The sequence below is a fragment of the Leifsonia sp. Ger2509 genome, from assembly GCF_055231915.1.
Window position 1 is genome coordinate 2086125 of the sequence record NZ_JBUYVB010000003.1, and the last position, 19281, is coordinate 2105405.

17 protein-coding genes are annotated in these 19281 nt (G+C 68.5%); 9 read left to right on the top strand and 8 right to left on the bottom strand.

Features of this window, described 5'->3' with window-relative positions; translation table 11 throughout:
- Positions 1 to 21: 21 nt before the first annotated feature.
- The 3 genes from ACV7NN_RS10225 to ACV7NN_RS10235 are packed head-to-tail and all read left to right on the top strand — an operon-like array spanning position 22 to position 2473.
- A complete protein-coding gene (locus tag ACV7NN_RS10225) occupies positions 22 to 723 on the top strand; it encodes a response regulator transcription factor (RefSeq protein WP_463349467.1) in 702 nt (233 codons plus the stop codon).
- Positions 720 to 2111: a sensor histidine kinase gene (locus ACV7NN_RS10230; RefSeq protein ID WP_463349468.1), complete on the top strand. Its 1392-nt coding sequence runs from the start codon at positions 720 to 722 to the stop codon at positions 2109 to 2111. The genes ACV7NN_RS10225 and ACV7NN_RS10230 overlap by 4 nt, the downstream gene beginning before the upstream one ends.
- A complete protein-coding gene (locus ACV7NN_RS10235; protein WP_463349469.1) occupies positions 2108 to 2473 on the top strand; it encodes a GntR family transcriptional regulator in 366 nt (121 codons plus the stop codon). The genes ACV7NN_RS10230 and ACV7NN_RS10235 overlap by 4 nt, the downstream gene beginning before the upstream one ends.
- Before the next feature lie 233 nt (positions 2474 to 2706).
- On the opposite strand, the gene ACV7NN_RS10240 is transcribed toward ACV7NN_RS10235, so the two are convergent.
- Both ACV7NN_RS10240 and ACV7NN_RS10245 read right to left on the bottom strand, forming a co-directional pair.
- A complete protein-coding gene (locus ACV7NN_RS10240) occupies positions 2707 to 3534 on the bottom strand; it encodes an aldo/keto reductase (protein ID WP_463349470.1) in 828 nt (275 codons plus the stop codon).
- 26 nt (positions 3535 to 3560) lie between these two features.
- The gene (locus ACV7NN_RS10245) at positions 3561 to 7271 is read right to left on the bottom strand and encodes a proline dehydrogenase family protein (RefSeq protein WP_463349471.1); all 3711 of its coding nucleotides are present in this window, start codon (positions 7269 to 7271) and stop codon (positions 3561 to 3563) included.
- A gap of 171 nt (positions 7272 to 7442) precedes the next feature.
- Between ACV7NN_RS10245 and ACV7NN_RS10250 the strand changes: the two genes are divergently transcribed.
- Positions 7443 to 8363, top strand: a complete 921-nt coding sequence (locus tag ACV7NN_RS10250; RefSeq protein ID WP_463349472.1) for a LysR family transcriptional regulator — start codon at positions 7443 to 7445, stop codon at positions 8361 to 8363.
- Between the two features lie 9 nt (positions 8364 to 8372).
- Positions 8373 to 9983, top strand: coding sequence for a phytoene desaturase family protein (locus ACV7NN_RS10255; RefSeq protein WP_463349473.1), 1611 nt, complete (start codon positions 8373 to 8375; stop codon positions 9981 to 9983).
- 130 nt (positions 9984 to 10113) lie between these two features.
- Here ACV7NN_RS10255 and ACV7NN_RS10260 read toward each other — a convergent pair whose 3' ends face one another.
- Entirely contained in the window at positions 10114 to 10482 is a 369-nt protein-coding gene (locus ACV7NN_RS10260; RefSeq protein WP_463349474.1) for a hypothetical protein, read from the bottom strand.
- Positions 10483 to 10647: 165 nt separating this feature from the next.
- On the opposite strand from ACV7NN_RS10260, the gene ACV7NN_RS10265 reads away from it, so the two are divergent.
- The gene (locus ACV7NN_RS10265) at positions 10648 to 11208 is read left to right on the top strand and encodes an SRPBCC domain-containing protein (RefSeq protein ID WP_463349475.1); all 561 of its coding nucleotides are present in this window, start codon (positions 10648 to 10650) and stop codon (positions 11206 to 11208) included.
- Between the two features lie 217 nt (positions 11209 to 11425).
- On the opposite strand, the gene ACV7NN_RS10270 is transcribed toward ACV7NN_RS10265, so the two are convergent.
- Positions 11426 to 12472, bottom strand: a complete 1047-nt coding sequence (locus ACV7NN_RS10270; protein ID WP_463349476.1) for a DNA-3-methyladenine glycosylase family protein — start codon at positions 12470 to 12472, stop codon at positions 11426 to 11428.
- 96 nt (positions 12473 to 12568) lie between these two features.
- Between ACV7NN_RS10270 and ACV7NN_RS10275 the strand changes: the two genes are divergently transcribed.
- A complete protein-coding gene (locus tag ACV7NN_RS10275) occupies positions 12569 to 13945 on the top strand; it encodes an FAD-binding oxidoreductase (RefSeq protein ID WP_463349477.1) in 1377 nt (458 codons plus the stop codon).
- Between the two features lie 13 nt (positions 13946 to 13958).
- Here the strand turns inward: ACV7NN_RS10275 and ACV7NN_RS10280 are convergent, their stop codons facing one another.
- From ACV7NN_RS10280 to ACV7NN_RS10295, 4 genes are all read right to left on the bottom strand, one after another.
- The gene (locus ACV7NN_RS10280; protein ID WP_463349478.1) at positions 13959 to 14510 is read right to left on the bottom strand and encodes an acyl-CoA thioesterase; all 552 of its coding nucleotides are present in this window, start codon (positions 14508 to 14510) and stop codon (positions 13959 to 13961) included.
- A 145-nt stretch (positions 14511 to 14655) separates the two neighbouring features.
- Positions 14656 to 15075, bottom strand: coding sequence for a RidA family protein (locus ACV7NN_RS10285; RefSeq protein ID WP_463349479.1), 420 nt, complete (start codon positions 15073 to 15075; stop codon positions 14656 to 14658).
- Positions 15076 to 15153: 78 nt separating this feature from the next.
- A complete protein-coding gene (locus ACV7NN_RS10290) occupies positions 15154 to 15522 on the bottom strand; it encodes a carboxymuconolactone decarboxylase family protein (protein WP_463349480.1) in 369 nt (122 codons plus the stop codon).
- Between the two features lie 12 nt (positions 15523 to 15534).
- Positions 15535 to 17016, bottom strand: a complete 1482-nt coding sequence (locus ACV7NN_RS10295) for an APC family permease (protein ID WP_463349481.1) — start codon at positions 17014 to 17016, stop codon at positions 15535 to 15537.
- Positions 17017 to 17249: 233 nt separating this feature from the next.
- Here ACV7NN_RS10295 and ACV7NN_RS10300 point away from each other — a divergent pair, with 233 nt between their 5' ends.
- Both ACV7NN_RS10300 and ACV7NN_RS10305 read left to right on the top strand, forming a co-directional pair.
- On the top strand, positions 17250 to 18035 hold the full coding sequence (locus ACV7NN_RS10300; protein WP_463349482.1) for a helix-turn-helix transcriptional regulator: 786 nt from the start codon (positions 17250 to 17252) through the stop codon (positions 18033 to 18035).
- Entirely contained in the window at positions 18032 to 19213 is a 1182-nt protein-coding gene (locus ACV7NN_RS10305; protein ID WP_463349483.1) for a MalY/PatB family protein, read from the top strand. Before ACV7NN_RS10300 ends, ACV7NN_RS10305 begins: the two co-directional genes overlap by 4 nt.
- The last annotated feature ends 68 nt before the right edge of the window (positions 19214 to 19281 follow it).

Consider the following 19281-nt stretch of genomic DNA (forward strand, 5'->3'; position numbering starts at 1 on the left):
AACCCGTGGGAGCATGAAGCCATGAAGCTCCTCGTTGTTGAAGACGATCCGGAGATGGGCAAGCTCGTCGAACGCGGGCTCGCCGCCGAAGGGTACGACGTCACGCTCGTCACGAACGGAATCGATGCCCTGATCGCCATCGGCAAATCAACGTATGCCGCCGCCGCGATCGACGTCATGCTGCCAGGGATGAGCGGGTTCGAGCTGTGCAGGCATATCCGGGAGGCGGAGAATCCGGTCCCGATCCTGCTGCTCACCGCGCGCGACGCGATCGAGGACCGCGTGCACGGCCTCGACTCCGGCGCGGACGACTACCTGACCAAGCCGTTCGCGTTCGCGGAACTCGCCGCGCGCATCCGGGCCCTCCTCCGCCGGGAGCCGACCGGCTCGAGGCCCCACATCACCGTCGGCCGGCTGACGATCGACTCGCACGAGCACCGCGCGCTCGTGTCCGGGCACGAGATGCCGCTCAGCAGGCGCGAGTTCACGCTCCTGCGCCTGTTCGCGAACAACCCGGACAAGCTGCTGTCGCGCACGGAGATCCTCGAGACCGTGTGGGGCGGCACCGAGAACATCGGGCAGAACGTCATCGACCAGTACGTGTCCTACCTGCGCAAGAAGCTCGACATCGCCGGCGCTGGGCTCTCGATCATCACCGAACGGGGCCGCGGCTATCGCCTCGACGCCAAACACGCCGTGAGTTCTGAGGCCACCCGGCCGTGATCTGGCTGCGCCGGCTCTCGATCACCGCCCGGATCACGGTCGGGAGCCTCATCATCGCGGCGCTCGTCGGACTGATGGCTGTGACGGTGGTGCGCATCGGTGTGGCGACCATCCTGCACAACGCGACCGTGACCCTGCTGATGAACGACATCGCGCCGTACGTGACCGAGCTGCAGAACAACCCGACCGGCAAGCTCGACGAACCGGTCGGCGGCCAGGCGATCGCGGTCGTGGCACCCGATGGCGAGGTGGTCCAGTCGACCTTGCCCCGCAAACTGCGGGCGCGGCTCAAGCACTTGGAGACGTTCGGCACGGAGTCCGCGACGGTCAGTGCGGGCGGGCAGCAGTTCGTCGTCCTCAAACGCGTTGTTCCGACGTCGGGCGGAACCTACGAGGTGATCGCAGCGCGGAACACGGAGACGACCGACCTGATCCTCGACCGGCTCACGGTCGCCCTGCTCGTCGGCACGGCGATCGCGGTCATCGTCTTCGGTGCGGCGTCCTGGCTGCTCGCGCGGGCGGCGCTGCGCCCGGTCAGCCGGATGCGCGAAGAAGCCGAGGCGATCGCGGACGTCTCCTCCACAGGGCTGCTTCCGGTGGGGCCCGCGAACGACGAACTGGCGGCGCTCGCCACCACGCTCAACGACCTGCTCGGGCGATTGCGCGCATCCGCCGACCGTGAGAAGCAGATGGTGTCGGATGCGAGCCACGAGCTGCGCACCCCCCTTGCAGTGCTTCGGGGCCAGCTCGAACTCGCGGAGCTCGACGCGGGCGATGCGGATGCGCTGCTCGCCGACATCCAGGACTCCCACACCACCGCGGTGCGGCTCAGCCAGCTCGCCGCGAACCTGCTCGAACTGTCGCGGATCGACGCCGGCGCCTCGCATGGGCGCGCGGACTGGCGGGAGATCACGTCGGAACTCGCAGAGGCGATCGACCGGGCGCGCGCGGTCAGCGGTGAGGAGGCGGAACTGTCGATCGACTTCGACTACCGGCCGCGGGATCGCACCGGCGGGGGCGCGACCATCGCGCTGTCGCGGACGGAGTTCGGCCGGATCGTCGACAACCTGCTCAGCAACGCGATCACCGCTGTGGAGGGTTCGGGGGTGATCGGGGTGGAACTGGTCGCCGTCGGCGGGCGGGTGACCCTGACGGTGCGGGACTCGGGACCAGGGATGCCGGAAGAGTTCATCCCGATCGCGCTGACCCGGTTCACCCGGGCGGAAGGTCCGCGATCCGCACTCGCCGGGGGCGGGTTGGGGCTGGCGATCGTGGGTGCGCTCGTCGGTTCGGCCGGCGGCAGCATTGTGCTCGCCAACGTCCCGGAGGGAGGATTGCTGGCGACAGTGGTGTTGCCCGCTGACACGAACGAAGGGGTCCGTGCATGACGTTCCGGATCGACGAGGAGTCCGAGGTTCCTCCCTTCGAGCAGGTGAAACACCAGGTCATCGAGGGTGTTCGGTCTGGGGATCTGCCTGCTGGGGCGAAGCTCCCGACGGTGCGGCATCTGGCTGACGAGCTCGGGCTGGCCGCGAACACCGTCGCGCGTGCCTACCGGGAGCTCGAGCACGCGGAGGTCATCGAGACGCGGGGGCGCAACGGATCGTTCGTCGCGGTTTCCGGGGATGCGAGCACGCGGCAGGTTCAGCTGGCGGCTGCGACGTTCGCGGCCCAGATACGCGAGCTGGGCGCCGACCCGGCGGTTGCACTCGAACTGGTGGCGGCGGCGCTGCGCGGGCCGCAGGAGTAGGCGCGAGCGCACACCTTGTGCACGAGCGCACGTGTTGCAACCGGTGCGCTCGTGCACAAAGTGGGCGCTCCTGCACAAAGTGGGCGCTCGCCGCACGAGTTTCGCCTCGCCGCACTAGGTAGAGCTGGTGCGGCGAGCGCTACGTAGTGCGGCGAGCGAGCGGCACATCATGGGCCGCGAGACACCGTGCGGCGAGTGGGGCGCTCGTGACCCGCCGCGGGCATCAGCGAAGACTAGTGGCCGCCGTGGTCGGAGTCGACTCCGGCGTCGGGGCCTTCGGAGAAGGTCGCGATGGCTGCCAGATCGTCGGCGTCGAGTGCGAAGTCGAAGATGTCGAGGTTCTCGGCCATGCGGGATGGCGTGCGCGACTTGGGTATGGCTACCAGACCGAGCTCGATGTGCCAGCGCAGCACGATCTGGCCGGGCGTCTTGCCGTGTTTGGATGCGATGCGGGCGAGTTCGGGGGCGGCCAGCAGGTCGGACCCTGGTGCGAGCGGGCTCCACGATTCGGTGACGATGCCGTGTTCCGCGTTGTAGGCACGCTGTGCTGGCCGGGTCACTTTCGGGTTGAGCTGGATCTGGTTCACGGCCGGCACGATGTCCGTCTCTGCCCGCAGCCGGTCGAGGTGGGCCGGCTTGAAGTTGGACACGCCGATGGCGCGCGCTTTGCCTGCTGCGAGCAGCTTTTCGTAGGTCTTCCAGGTGGAGACGTATTGGTCGCGTGCGGGGAGCGGCCAGTGGATGAGCAGCAGGTCGACGTAGTCGAGCCCGAGCCGCGCGAGGGAGCCGTCAAGGCCTTCGATCGCCCGGTCGTCTCCCTGGTAGGTCCCGTCGAGTTTGGTGGTGACGAACAACTCTTCGCGCGGGATGCCGCTGGCACGTACGCCGTCTCCGACACCCGCCTCGTTGCCGTATTTCGCCGCTGTGTCGATGTGCCGGTAGCCGAGGGCGGTGGCTTCCACGATGGCCCGCGCGACTTCGATGTCGTCGAGCGGCCAGGTGCCCAGGCCGACCTGAGGGATGGTGGTTCCGTTGTTGAGCTCGATTTCGGGAATGGTCACCCGTTCAGGCTAGCGCGGCGCCCCGCTCAGATGACCCCCTCCGACAGGTGGGACGGGTTGCCGAACCGGTGCGCGGTGATCGAGATGGCCTGCTCATGCAGGAACGGAAGAAGCTCTACCCGCCCCGACGGCGTCACCGGATGCGCGTAGATCGCGGTGTCAGGCGTTCCCTTGAGCGCTGCGGCGAGCGCTCTCGCGTCGCCACCGATGAGGCGGATGCGGTGGGCGGCGACCTGACCGCCTGCGACGCGCGCAAGCCATCGCTCGTCGCTCTCGACGACGACGTGCACGTCGCGCTCGCGCAGCACGTTCTGCAACGGTCGCGGCAGCGCGATCGACGTGCTGACGGAGAAGTTCGAGCGTGCGACGGTCGCCGCGGCCATGGTCCTCAACAGGGGCGCGAGTTCTTCGCCCTCGGACAGCCGGATCGTGACCGGCACCGGCCGATAGCGGAACAGGTTGCGTTCGACCCCGAGCGCCGAGACGTCTTTGGTCTGGAGGTATTCGGTGCCTGCGGCGATCGCGTCGCTGAGGGCCGAGCGACGCACCAGGTCGAAGGCGTTGTAGTCCATGGACGACTGGCCGGACTCGATGAGCTGCGAGACGCGACGGTCGAGACCGCGGAGGTGCAGGCTCGCGCTGGAGGTTCCGGTGTCGGGTTCCCACGACCCGAGACCGAGAAGGTAGTTCGGGCCGCCCGCCTTCGTTCCGGCGCCGACGGACGAGCGCTTCCACCCGCCGAACGGCTGTCGCTGCACGATCGCCCCGGTGATCCCACGGTTCACGTAGAGGTTGCCCGCCTCGACCGTGTCGAGCCAGTGGGCCAGTTCGCCGGCGTCGAGCGAGTGGAGTCCGGCGGTCAGGCCGTACTCGATCGCGTTCTGGTACCGGATCGCCTCATCGAGGTTGCGGGCCGTCATGATGCCGAGCACCGGTCCGAAGAATTCGGTCAGGTGGAAGTACGAGCCCGGCTCGACGCCGGTGCGGATGCCCGGAGACCAGAGCCTGCCGGTGTCGTCGAGCTGGCGCGGCTGCACGAGCCACTCCTCCGAGCCGCCGAGCGTGGTGAGCGCGTGAAGCAGCTTGCCTTGGGCGGGCTCGATGAGCGGACCCATCTGGCTGGTCGGGTCGGACGGGTAGCCCACCCTCATGCTCTCGGTCGCGTCGACCAGCTGGTGCCGGAACCGCTCGGACTTGGCGACCGAGCCGACGAGGATGACGAGGCTGGCGGCCGAGCATTTCTGCCCGGCGTGCCCGAACGCGCTCTTGACGATGTCGGACACCGCGAGGTCGTAGTCGGCGTTCGGCGTGACGATGATCGCGTTCTTGCCGCTCGTCTCGGCGAGGAGCGGCAGGTCGGGCCTCCAGGAGCGGAACAGCTTCGCCGTCTCGTAGGCGCCGGTGAGGATCACGCGGTCAACCCGCGGGTCGGACACCAGCCGCTGACCGAGGTCGTTCTCGGCGACGTCGACGAGGGCCAGCAGGTCGCGCGGGATCCCGGCCTCCCAGAGCGCTTCGACCATGACGGCACCCGATCGCTTCGCCTGCGGCGCGGGTTTGATGATCACGCCACTGCCCGCGGCGAGCGCCGACAGCACCGAGCCTGCGGAGATGGCGACCGGGAAGTTCCACGGCGGCGTCACCACCGTCAGCTTCGACGGCACGAACCGGGCACCCTGCACGGTGTCGAGCTCGCGGGCACGGGAGGCGTAGTAGTGGGCGAAGTCGACGGCCTCGCTGACTTCCGGGTCAGCCTCCGCGATCGTCTTGCCGGTCTCCGCCGCCATGACTTCGATCAGCCGATCCCGGTTCGCCGACAGGGCGAGGCCCGCACGGTCGAGGACCGCGGCGCGGTCGAAACCGGTCTGCCGGCCCCAGGCCGCGCCCGCGCTCTGTACGCGCGACAGGACGACCTCGAGGGTCCCAGCATCGGTGACGGCAGCGGCGGCGATGGTGTCGGCGCCCAGCCGCGAGGCGGTGACCCGTGCGAGGATCTTGCGGCCCCAGGCCCGGTTGGCGGACAGCGACGGATCGGTGTCGGCCGCGTTGTGGAAGTCGCGCGCGTCATCGACCACGCCAGCAGGAGCAGCAGGGGCAGGAGCAGCAGGAGAAGCACCCCCAGCGTCGGCGGGCGCGTCCTGCGGGTCGAGCAGGGCGCCGCCGGAGCCCCTGGCGAGCCCGAGCACGGCGCTCGTCAGGCCTTCGTCCGCGGGAGCCGACGCCGACGGCTGGGCTACACGGGGCCGGGTGAACGCCTCGGCCGAGACGTCCTCCCACTCCCGGGCGCGGTCCTGCTTGCGGTTCGGCAGAGGGGCATACCCGTGGGGGTTCGGATCGGCTGCGAGCTCGGCGACGGATGCGAGGAAGCGCTGCTTCTCGCGCTCGAACAGCGCCGCGTTCGAATCGAGCTCGAACACAGCGGACATGAAGTTCTCCTGGCTCGCGTTCTCTTCGAGCCGGCGGATGAGGTACGAGATGGCGACATCGAACTCGGCGGGGTTCACGACCGGCGTGTAGAGCAGGAGCGCACCCACGGTGCGCTTGACGGCCTCGGCCTGCGCAGTCGCCATGCCGAGCAGCATCTCGAAGTCGATGCGGTCTTCGACCCCCCGCTGCTTCGCGAGCAGCCAGGCGTAGGCCACGTCGAACAGGTTGTGGCCGGCGACGCCGATCTTCACGGCGTGCGTGTGCTGCGCCGTCAGCGCCCAGTCGAGCACCCGCTTGTAGTTGGTGTCGGTCGCCTGCTTCGTCGCATAGGTGGCGAGCGGCCAGCCGTGGATCGCCGCATCCACGCGCTCCATGGCCAGGTTCGCACCCTTGACGACGCGGACCTTGATGTTCGCCCCGCCCCCCGCTCGGCGCTGCATCGCCCACTCGGTGAGGCCCTGCAGCGCATCCAGCGCATCGGGCAGGTAGGTCTGGAGAACGATGCCGGCCTCGAGGCCGGCGAGCCCCGGCTGGTTCAGGATGCCCGTGAAGACCGCGATCGTCAGGTCGAGGTCGCGGTACTCCTCCATGTCGAGGTTGATGAACTTCGGCTTCGGCGACGACGCGGCGAGCTGATAGAGCGGAGTGAGCCGGGCGATGACCCGCTCGACGGTCTCGTCGAACGACCACATGGACAGCTGCGATGCGATCGACGACACCTTGATCGACACGTAGTCGACATCGTCGCGCGCGAGCAGCGCGCGCGTGCCTTCGAGACGACGCGCCGCCTCCTTCTCGCCGAGCACGGCTTCGCCGAGGAGGTTCAGGTTGAGTCGTGCCCCATGGCCCTGGGGATCGCTGGGCGCGCGCAGGTGCGCGATCGCTGGGCCGAGCTTCTCGGGCGTCGCATCCACCACGAGGTGGCCGACCATGGAACGGAGCACCCGGCGTGCGACGGGGATCACGACCCACGGCACCACGGGACCGAAGACTCCGCCGAGCCAGATCGCCGCACGCATGTACCACGGGAGGAAGGCCGGGATCTTCTTCGCCACGCGCTGCAGGTTGTAGCCGGCTACGAACAGGTCTTGCGGACGCGCGACCCCGTCGACGAAGCCGACCGCGAAATCGAGGCCGTTCGGGTCTTTCAGGACTCCCGCGAGCCGCTCGGCCGCCGGGTCCTGCGCTGGCTTCCGGCCGCCGCCGGCCGCAGCCGGCGCACTCTCGGCCAGCCACTTCTGCACGAGCGCCACCGCGTCCTGCGCGAGGTCTGCCGGGCGGGTTCCCGCGTCGTCCGTCTGATTCGCCATGCTCACGACTGTATTCCTCGCTGTTGAGTGGTTGCCGTCGCGCGACAGAACTGTCAGAAACTACGGCTGTGCATAAGTGTGCGAGTAATCTTCCATTAGGAAAAGCGAACGTTCGTGAACGATATCGTTCAGTTCAACTGAATCATCTGTGTCCGGCGAGAAGAGACCGTCATGCTCGATGTGCGCAAGCTCCGCCTCCTGCGCGAGCTCGCCATCCGGGGCACCATCGTGGGCGTCGCCGAGGCGCTCTCGTTCACCCCGTCCGCCGTCTCCCAGCAGCTCGCCGCTCTCGAGCGCGAGTCCGGAGTGAAGCTGCTCCGCAAGGTCGGTCGCCGCGTGCAGCTCACGCCCCAGGCCGAGTTGCTCGCGGCGCGCACCGCCGACCTCCTCGACCTGCTCGAGCGCGCCGAATCCGAGCTCGACGCCTCCCTCGACACGGTCACCGGCGTTGTCAGGATCGCGGTCTTCCAGTCTGCGGCTCACGCAATCATCCCCGACGCGCTGAGCATCCTCGCCGACGAATACCCCGATCTTCGCGTGGAAGTCACCGAGCGAGCGCCCGAACGCGGCCTGTTCGAGGTCTCTGCCCGCGACTTCGACCTCGTCATCGCCGAGCAGTACCCGGGCAGCACCCGCGGGCTCCGTGCCGATCTCGACCGGGTCGATCTCGTGACCGACGCCATCCACCTCGCCACGCCTCCGGCGACGGGGACGACCGCGCCGGCCCTCGACCTCCGCGACGCCGCCGGGAGGGCGTGGGTGATGGAACCCGAGGGCACCGCGGCCCGCACCTGGGCCGTGCAGCTCTGCCGCTCCGCGGGATTCGAGCCAGATGTGCGGTTCGAGACCGCAGACCTCATCGCGCACATCCGCCTGATCCGATCGGGGAACGCGGTCGGCCTGCTCCCCGACCTCGTCTGGGCGGGCGATGAGCCGTCCGTTGCGCTCTCGGAGCTCGCCGGCGCGCCGCGCCGGACGATCTTCACCTCGTCGCGACGCTCATCAGCCGCTCGTCCGGGCGTCGTCGCCTGCCGGGACGCCCTCGCCCGGGCGGCGCGCACCGCGACCCAGAGGCGTCCCGATCCGTCCTAGGCTCGGACCATGACCGAAGCCTCATCGACGAGACCGACGCCTTCCTCGCAGCCGTCGGCAGAACCCACCCACGATGTCGTGATCGTCGGCGGCGGCCACAACGGGCTCACCGCCGCCGCCTACCTCGCGCAGGCCGGGCTGAGCGTCATCGTGCTCGAGAGACTCGAATCGGTCGGCGGAGCGGCCGTCAGCGCGCAGGCCTTCGAGGGCGTCGACGCCTGGCTCTCCCGCTACTCCTACCTGGTCAGCCTGCTTCCCCAGCGGATCATCGACGAGCTCGGCCTGCGCATCAGCCTGGCCCGCCGGCGCTACTCGTCGTACACGCCGGTCCCCGGCGATCCGGACGGCGTGGGCCTGCTCGTCGACAACACCGACGCATCCGCGACGGCCGCATCGTTCGAGCGCATCGGCGCGGGAGGCGATGCGGATGCGTTCTCCCGCTTCTACGAGGACACCGCTCGTGTCGCCCGCGCGCTGTGGCCGACGGTCACCGAGCCGCTGCTGACGCGAACCGAGGCGCGCGCACTGGTCGGCGACGACGAGCTGTGGGATGCGCTCATCGAGCTCCCCATCGGCGACCTGATCACTTCACGGCTCGCGAACGACGTGGTGCGCGGCGTCGCGGTCACGGATGCACTGATCGGCACGTTCGCGAGCGCGGACGACCCCGGTTTGGCGCAGAACCGCTGCTTCCTCTATCACGTCATCGGTGGAGGGACAGGCGACTGGGATGTCCCGGTCGGCGGAATGGGCACCGTCACCACCGAGCTCGCACGGGTGGCCCGCGACGCAGGGGCACGCATCGTGACGCGCGCCGAGGTCACGTCCGTCGATCCGGACGGAACCGTGCGGTACAGCCGCAAGAAGCACGAGCGCCGCGTCGTCGGACGCTTCGTGCTCGCAAACGTCGCGCCCGAGGTGCTCGACGGGCTGCTCGGGGAGCCGCAAGGACCGGCCGCGCACCCGGAGGGCGCGCAGGTGAAGGTCAACCTGCTGTTGAAGCGCCTGCCGAAGCTGAAGGACGCATCCGTCGACCCCGCCGCCGCTTTCGGCGGGACGTTCCACATCAACGAGACGTATACGCAGCTGGAGGCCGCGTACGCGGGCGCGGTGCGCGGCGTGATGCCCGAGCTGATCCCGTGCGAGATCTACTGTCACTCGCTGACCGATCCGAGCATCCTCGACGGCGATCTCGCCGCCGGCGGCGCCCAGACGTTGACGGTCTTCGGTCTGCACACTCCCGACCGCTGGCTCAATGAGGAGAACAACGACGCCACCCGGGAGCGCCTGCAGAAAGCCGTGCTCGCGTCGCTGAACTCCGTGCTCGCGGAACCGGTCGAAGATCTCCTTCTCACCGACGGCGAAGGCCGACCGTGCATCGAGACCAAGACGACGCTCGACCTGCAGCACGCCCTGAACATGCCCGGCGGCAACATCTTCCACGGGCCGCTGTCGTGGCCGTTCGCCGAGGACGACGACCCGCTGGCGACGCCGGCCGAGCGCTGGGGCGTCGCGACCCGGCACGAGCGCATACTGCTGTGCGGGTCGGGTGCGCGGCGGGGCGGGGCGGTGAGCGGACTCGGCGGCCACAACGCGGCGATGGCGGTGCTCGAAAGCTGAGCCGCGCATCCGCATCCTGCGTCGAGGGTGCCTCTTCCGGGCGAGAGTGCCCGTTCCGCCTGACGTTCTCGCCCGGAACCGACGCTCTCGGCCGCAGCGAGCGGTCAGCGGACGGCCGGGCGACCGCCGGTCAGAAGGCGAACAGCTGCCCGAGCACGATGACCAGGATCAGGAACACCGCGACGATCGCGGCGAGGATCCCGACCGTGCGATTCGACAGTTTCGCGATCCCGAAACCGACGATGAACGGCAGCGCCGCGCACATGATGGCGATGATCCACCAGAACGCCTGGTAGCCGCCCTGCGACGCGGACTCGAGGCGGCCACCGAACAGGTTCTGGGTCGCCGGATGCGTGGCGAACGCGACCGACGCCGACAACGGGTAGGCGATCAGCACGGCGACGATGAGTCCCGCGAAGAAACCCCATAGCCCCCGGTGGCCGCCCTCGATGTCGAGTCCGCGCTCCTGCTGTGGTCCCTGCTTGCTCTTGCTGCTCATGGGCACAGCCTAGCGACGCACCCCACAGGGCTGGCTAGTGGCATTTTCCCGGCGCACACGGAGGTTCGGGTGGGCCGGCTGCGATTCTTCGCAGGTTCCTCCGTTTCGGCCTGCCCTTTCCGCAGCGACGTGGTTACTCTGAAAGCTAAGCGGGAGGTGCTCATGATGCCACAGCCGACTGGTCGACTCGTTCGCAAAGAGGACGGTGTCTACGTCGTCCTCGACCGGATCTTCAAAGCCCCGATCGAGGATGTGTGGTCCTATTTCAGCCGATCTCCACGGCTGGCCGAATGGGTGGGCGAGTACAAAGGGCTGCCCTCGACGGGCGCGCTCAAGTTCCGGATGAACGCCGAAGGCGAGGGCGCGGAATGGGGTAACGTCACCATCCTCGAGTGCGACGCGCCCCACCGGTTCGCCGCCGATGTCGGGCCCGCCGGGGCATCGTTCCGGGTCTTCTGGCACCTGAAGGAGGCGAGCTCCCACACCACCCTGACGTTCGGCCAGCGGCTCCGTTCGCTGAAGGACGACGCGCCGAGCATGGGTGTCGGGTGGGACTACTACCTCGACCGCCTGCTGGCCGCTCGCGCCGGCAAGCCGATGCCGGACTGGGACGACTACTACCCCGTCATGCTCGACCACTACCAGAGCCTGTGCCGAGAGATGGACCAGGACATCCACGCCGAGCAGGTCGCACTGCACGCGGTGAACGCGCGCTCCGCCGACTGAGGCGCGCTGCGCCGGTGTCGCCGCAGGGCTGATTCGCCGCACGTGTTCTGAACGAGTGCACACGGTGGAACGCGGGCGGTCGCACGGAACATGTGCGGTCGCGCCGAAGGCGTGCGGTCGCACGGAACACGTGCGGTCGCACGAGCGGTCGGTGACCGCACATGTTCTGAACGAGCGCACACGGTGGAACATGTGCGGTCGCGCCGAACGCGTGCGGTCAGTGACCGCGGTGGTCCTGGATGGTCATCCGCGGCCCGTGGCGCTCGTCACGGTGCCCGCTGGCCAGGATCAGGCGCACGACGCGCTGCCGCTGTCCTGCCCACGGTTCGAGAAGTTCGAGCATCCCGTCGTCGTCGACCCTGCGGCCGATGAGCGCGGAGCCGACATAGTGCGCGAGGTGGTAGTCGCCGACGCTGACGGCATCGGGATCGCCGTGAGAGCGCTGCAGAGTCTCCGCGGCCGTCCACACACCGACGCCGGGTACGGTGCGGAGCAGCGCCGCGGCCTCGGCGAGCGTGGGAGCGGATGCGGTGGCCCGCTCGAGCGAGGATGCGACGGTGGCCGCCTCCACGACCGCCCGCGAGCGCCGCGGGTCGACGCCGGCCCGATGCCACTCCCAGGAGGGGATGCGGCGCCAGGTCTCCGGTGACGGCAGCACGCGCATCCCGTCGGGCGCCGGACCGGGCGCACGGTCGCCGTACTTTCGCACGAGCCGCGCCCACGCCCGGTACGCCTCGACGCTCGTGACCTTCTGCTCGATGATCGCGGGTGCGAGCGCCTCGAAGACGCGCCGCGTGCGGGTCAGGCGGATGCCCGGGTTGCGCCGCAGGGTCTCGCGCAGGAGTGGCGAAGAGCTCACGTCGAGCGCCGACCAGTCGTCGTCGCAGCCGAGGAGACGAGGGACGCCGTCGATCGCCCAGTCGGCACCAGCGCCCCAGGCCAGCGCCCGGATGCTGTCGGCTGCGGTCTCGATGCGCAGGCTGGCCGGGCCGTCCGGCGTTCGGAAGGTGCGCCACAGGCCGCGCGCATCCCACACCGTGGTGGGGTCGTAGGAGCCGCGACCGAGGGTGCCGAGGGTGTGGCGGAGATCGACCACGTCGGCCGGGCGATACGTTGTGGAGACGGCTGCGTGGGCAGCAGCGGCCGGAGCGATCGGGGCCGGGGCTGTGACCGTCGTGGAGACGGGCGCGTGGGCGGCCCCGGCCGGGGTCGGCGAGGTCGCTGTCGCCGGGGCGGCAGGCGGAGCCTCGGCGAGTGGAACCATGCTGGAATCGTACGTCAGCGCAGTCCGGGTCAACCGAATGCACACTCCGTGCCTGCACTGTTGCCGGGTGTCGGTGGCCGCCAATAGCCTCCGAGCATGACGATTCAGATCGACGCTGATTCACTCGCGCGCCTGCGCGCATCCGTCACCGGCACGGTCTATCTGCGCGGCGACGACGGCCTGGCCGCCGAGGTCGCCGGGTTCAACCCCACGCTCGTGCACGATCCGGATGTGGTGGTCGCCGTCACGAGCGAAGCCGACGTGGCCGCCGCCGTCCGGTTCGCAGCCGACAAGGACCTGCGCGTTCGCGTGCAGGCGACCGGTCACGGCGGTGGCCTTCCCATCACCGACGGCTTACTCATCTCCACCCGTGCACTCGACGAGATCACCATCGACCCCTCGGCCGGGCTCGCGACCATCGGCGCCGGATGCCGCTGGGCGCCCGTCATCGCAGCGAGCGCCGAATTCGGCCTGGCACCCATCACTGGATCGTCGACGCATGTCGGCGCGGTCGGCTACACCCTCGGTGGTGGCCTCGGACCGCTCTCGCGCAGCCACGGCTTCACCGCCGACTGGGTCAGGGCCTTCCGGGTGGTGACCGCCGACGGCGAGGTCGTGACGGCGGACGACTCCAGCCACAGCGACCTGTTCTGGGCCCTGCGGGGCGGAAAGGGCGGCTTGGGCGTCGTCACGAGCATGACCATCGAGCTCGTTCCGCTGAAGACCCTCTATGCGGGCAGCCTCATCTTCGAGGGCGACAGCATCGAGCCGGCGTTGCGCACCTGGGTCGAATGGGCGCAGAGCGCGCCCGATCTCGTCACGTCGTCGTTCGCCTTCATCAACGTTCCCGACGTGGAGTACGCTCCGCCACCGCTGCGCGGCAAGTTCGTGCTCAGCGTCCGGTTCGCCTACCCCGGCGATCCGGCCGAGGGTCGGCGCCTCGCCTCTCCGCTGCGGGAGGCGGCGCCTGCGTTGCTCGATCTGCTCGACGAGATTCCGACGACCGCTGTCGGCACCATCCACAACGATCCCGAAGAGGGCGGTCCCGACTGGATCCGCGGACTCATGCTCGACTCGATCGACCAGGACCTGGCCGATGAACTGCTGCGGCTCGCCGGGCCGGAAAGCGGCACGCCCTTTGTCGCTGTCGAGATCCGACAGCTCGGCGGCGCGACCCGGCGCGACCCCGAAGACGGGACGTCGGTCGGCGGACGGGACGCCCATTACACAATGGGCCTCATCGCGGTCGACCCCTCGACCTTCGCCGAGCGCGCGCCCGAGCGCGCCCAGGCGATCTTCGACGCGGTCGGCGGCCGCCGCTCGGCGATCACGAACGTGAACTGGTCGCGTGGACTGATCGATCCTGCTGAGTTCACGACGACGTGGCCGCCTGCCGTGTTCGACCGCCTTGCCGCCGCCCGCACGAAGTACGACCCGAGCGGCGTCTTCGCGTTCGGGCCCGCGGTCGAGTAGCAGCGGCGCCCGGTCAGTCGCTCCACACGCTGGGGGCCGCGGCGCGCGTCGACGGAAGTGCAGCATCCGCACCCCACTCGACCAGCCACTGCGGAACGCTCGAGCCTTCCGGCACCGGACCGACGGCCGCGAGGAGCTCGTCGATCGGGACGACGCCACCGCTCTTCCGTAGGAACCGCGCCCGGATGAACGCCTGCGTGTAGATCTCGCCCCCGACGGTGAAACGCTGCTCCATGTACGCGGCCTTGTCGTCCAGTCCGAGCAGTCGCGACTCGACGACGAACCGCTGCCACGGCTGCAGCGACTTGCGGAACGAGATCGTCTCCGACGCCACCACCGGGTACCAGTCCTTCTTCTTGAAGATCGCCCACACCCCGTTGCGCGTGAACAGGTCGAACCGGCCGACATCCGCGATCGACAGGTACACGCCGTTGTTCATGTGGTTGAGGATGTCCAGGTCCGTCGGCATCACCCGGAACGCCGTGTAGGCCACGTCGTAGTGGCCGAGGCGCGGGCCGAAGCGGGAGATGATGGCGTGGAGCATCGTCCGGAAGATCATGTGCACGCCGTCATGCTACCCATCGGCCAACGGATGCCCGCATTCGCTGTGGAGACCATCCAACCGGAGGACCGGAAGGGCGTGCCCGGATTGTCAGCACCGCTGCCGGGGCTCGCACCCCGGGCTCGCGCCACGAGCTCGCACCGCGGGCTCAGCGCAACGCGATGATCGCCTCGACCTCGACCGATGCGTCTCGCGGGAGCCTCGCGACCCCGACCGCCAGGCGAGCGTGTTCGCCGCGCTCACCGAGCACCTCGACGAATACGTCCGAGGCGGCGTCGATCACGACCGCCTGCTCCCAGAATGTAGCGGCCGAGGCGACGTAGCCGCTGACCTTGACGATGTGGCTCACGCGGTCGAGCGAGCCGACCGCATCCTCGATCACCGTGAGGCAGTTGCGGGCCGCTGCTGCGGCGGCCGCACGAGCATCGTCCGTCGTGACGTCCTCGCCGACCAGACCCGTGGCGATGACCCGGCCGTCGACGGTCGGAAGTTGCCCGGAGATGTAGAGGAGGTCTCCCGCCATCCGGGATGGGAGAAAGGCTGCGGATCGGGTCGGTACGACGGTCATAGTCTCTGAATCCTCACGGTCTGGTGGCTCGACGGATGTGGCGGGGCGGGTCCGACAGGCGGTCCCGCCCCGCCCTCGTTAGGCGGACGCCTCGGCGGCCCGCTGGTACATCTTCATCGCCATCAGGCCGTGGGCCATCCCCCCTCCGGCTCGGAGCGCGGTCGCGATGAACACCGTCTCGGCCACCTCCGCCTCGGTCGCCCCCTGTGCGTGAGCGGCGGTGGTGTGCCCGTCGATGCAGTAGGCGCACTGCGTCGTCAGCGCGACGGCGAGCGCCATCAGCTCCGTGTACTTGCGCGGGATGACCTTGTCCTCGCTGCGGAGCGCTGCCTCGTCGAACGCGAGGAAGGTGCTGAACGCATCCGGTGCTCCGTCGCGGAGCGACTTGGCGAAGCGTTTGTCCCTCGGGTCGTGGTAGTGCTCGAGGTCGGTCGACGACTGTGCCATGTGCGTATCTCCTTAGTTGTTGGTGGTGGACTCGTGGGTTCCCAGCACCTGACTGGGAGCCTCCTTGGGGATGGTGACAGGATCCATGCCGAGCAGTTCATCGTCGACGGACGGCGTCGTCTCGGCCCGCGTCGTCGCGAGCTCGTGCTCTGCACGGGCGGCCTGGATCCGCTTGACGATCGGGTAGCGGAGGATGCAGACCACGATGCCGACGACGACCCAGACGGCGATCGCGATCCAGACGGCCGGTGTGAGGTTCTGCTGGAGGAGGTAGCACTGGTAGAGCAGCACGCCGATGCCGAGCACCGTCAGCGTCCACTGGGTCTTGAAGCCGAGCTTGAACGGTGAGGTCTCGTGCAGGTCGGGGCGCACGTAGCGCAGCCGCAGTGCCGCGACCAGGTAGACGATGAAGATGAGCTGGCCGACGAACGATGCACCGCTGGCGATGACGCTCACGTCGATGTTGGCGAGCGCGGGGACCACGCCGACGATGTACAGGATCAGGAGGAGCCAGTGCGGCGTGCCGAAGCGCTTGTTGACGGATCCGATCGCTCGGGGCAGCCAGCCATCGTCCACGGCGGCGAGGATGCTCTTCGAGCCCCAGAGGAGCTGCGCATTCATCGTGCCGATGACGGCGAGCACGGCGCCACCGAGAACGAAGAAGTACCAGACCGGGCTGGGCATGAACGTCTTGGCGACCACGGAGAGCGGCTGGCCGGCGACCTGGTCGAGCGGGAGCACGCCGGCGGCGGGGAGCGCGATGAGCACGTAGAGGATCGCGGCGAAGATGGTCCCGCCCACGACGGAGACCGGGATCGTGCGGCCCGGGGTCTTCATCTCGGAGCCGAGTTCGGCCACGACCGTGGCACCGCCCGTCGCGAAGGTGAGGAGCGCCGCCGCCTGCAGGAGCTTGGGCAGCCCGTTCGGCATGGCGGCCGGGTAGTTCGCCCAGTCGACGTTGGCCAGGCCCATGACGATGAACGTTCCGAAAGCGACGAGCATCACGATCGCGATGATGATCCCGATGCGTGCGGAGAAGGCCGATCCCATGACGTTCGCGACGGCGAAGATGGTGATCAGCGACACCGCGACGACAGTGGGGTTGAACCACGAGTTCAGGCTGTTGAGGTAGATGCCGGCAGACAGCCCGTAAAGACTGAGCGAGGCGATCGCCAGGATGAAGAACCACAGGTTCATGAACCCGACCAGCGGATGGATGAGCTTGGTCGCATAGGTGTAGTTGCCGCCGACGACCGGCATCGCAGCCCCGAGCGATGCCATCGGCACCGACACGATCAGGATGGCGACGGCTGCAAGCGCGTACGCCCAGGCGACGCCTCCGCCGGTGATCGCGATCGCGATGCCCGTGAGCGACACGACGCCGCCGCCGACGATCTGGTGGAAGGAGATACCCAGTGCCTGCGGCGTGGTGATGGTCTTCTTCAGGTTGTCCTGATGCCTCGAGATGTCCACGGAACGGGTTTGCGTTGCCATCATGATCCTTTCGTGACGTCACGTCTTCGTGGCGCCCTCGCGATGTGGGAGGAGCATGCATCCGCGATGGGGATGCGGCGTCGACTTCAACGTTGTGTGTACATTAGACAAATTGTTGAAGCCGCGTCAATGATTTGTTTGAATATTTAACAAGTCGTTGACACGGCCGTCTGAACTGCAGAGAATCAGGAGTGCATTGCTCCACCGAGAATCACAACCCCTGGAGGTAAGACGTGGCTGAAGCGGAAAAGCCCGACAGTCGGGCTCAACATCTGCTTGAAGTCCAGGCGCCCCGCCCGAGCATCGACGGCGAACGACTGATCGCGGTATTCACCAACCTGGTCGAGCCGATCGGCCGATCCCTTCCCGCGTCGAGCGAGGTCGTCCTGCACGATCTCAGCCTGCTTCCCAACTCGATCGTGGCCATCTACGGCGACGTGACGGGCCGCCGCGTCGGCGACCCCGCGACCGATCTGCTCCTCAAGAAGGTCTCCGAGATCTCCGAGGACAACATGGTCGGCTACGAGTCGCGGATGCCCGACGGGCGAACCTTCCGGTCGTCGACGATGATCATCCGCGACGTCGCCGGGACACCGGTCGCGGCATTCTGTATCAACACGGACCTGTCGGCGTGGGTCGCGGTGAAATCGGTCGTCGACCTGATGCTCGGCGCGACCTCCGAGGACGCAGCCCCGGCCCTCGCCGGCGCCCGGCCCGTCACGAGTGTCGGTAAGGAGGAGCCCGAAAGCCAGGAGGTGTTCGCGCGCGACGTCGACGAACTCGCCGCCCACCTCATCCACCGGGCGGTCGCATCCGTCGGCGTTCCCGTCGAGCTCATGCAGAAGCGCCACAAGGTGGAAGTCGTCCGCGACCTCAAATCGCGCGGGATGTTCATGCTGCGCGACGCCGTGGACATGATCGCGGCCACCCTGAACGTCACCCGTTTCACCATCTACAACTACCTCAACGAGATCGCCGAGGACGGCGAAGACATCACGAGCGAACAGGAGACCTCATGACATCCACCCTCGATTTCACCGCCATCGACATCGCAGCGCTGCGTGAGATCGGGGGTGTCAAGTGGAGCTACTTCCCGGATGCGATCGGGGCGTTCGTCGCCGAGATGGACTTCGGCACCGCACCGGCGGTGACGGATGCCCTGCACAAGACGATCGATCGTGGGCTGTTCGGCTACCTGCCGCCCGACGTCTCCGATGAGATGTCGGCGGCGACGGCGGCGTGGCATCGCGACCGCTACGGATGGGAGGTTCCTGCCGAGCGCATCCACCCCATCCCCGACGTGCTCAAAGGACTGGAGCTGGCGATCGAGCACTACTCCACGCCCGGCGCGCCGGTCATCCTGCCGACGCCCGCCTACATGCCGTTCTTCACGGTCCCCGGGATGAGCGACCGCGAGATCATCGAGATCCCGATGAACGTGACCGACGGGCGGTACACGATCGATCTGGAGGCGCTGCAGCGCGCCTACGACGAGGGCGGGAACCTCCTCATCCTCTGCAACCCCTACAACCCGGTCGGCCGCGTCTTCACCGTCGAGGAACTCCGTGCGATCAGCGAGGTCGTCGAACGAAACGGAGGACGCGTCTTCTCCGACGAGATCCACGCACCGCTCGTGTACGAGGGACACCGGCACGTGCCGTATGCGTCCATCTCGGAAGCCACGGCCGCACACACTGTGACGGCGACCTCGGCCTCGAAGGCGTGGAACCTCCCCGGCCTCAAATGCGCACAATTCATCATCAGCAACGCTGCGGACGCATTCGTCTGGGATGAGGAGATCGGGCACTGGGGAACTCACGGCGCCAGCAACTTCGGTGTCATCGCCAACACCGCGGCCTACAACGATGGCCGCGAATGGCAGTCCGCCGTGGCGGATTACCTCGAAGGCAACCGGTTGTACCTCGCAGACCTGCTCCGTGAGCACATCCCTGGCATTGCGTACACGCCGCCGGAGGGCACCTACATCGCCTGGCTCGACGCGCGTGCGCTCGGGCTCGGCGAGCACCCGGCCGAGTTCTTCCGCGAGAAGGCCGGAGTGGCCATGACCGACGGCATCGATTGCGGTGGGCCGGGCGCCGGCTTCATGCGGTTCGTCTTCGCGACGACACGGCCGATCATCGAGCAGGCCGTGCTGCAGATGGCCGCCGCGCTCCGGGACCGCGCCGAGGCCGCTTAGCTGTCGTTCCCGACAGCGGCACCGAGAGTGCCCGTTCCGGTCGAGAGTGCGCGGCGCATCAGCCGCGC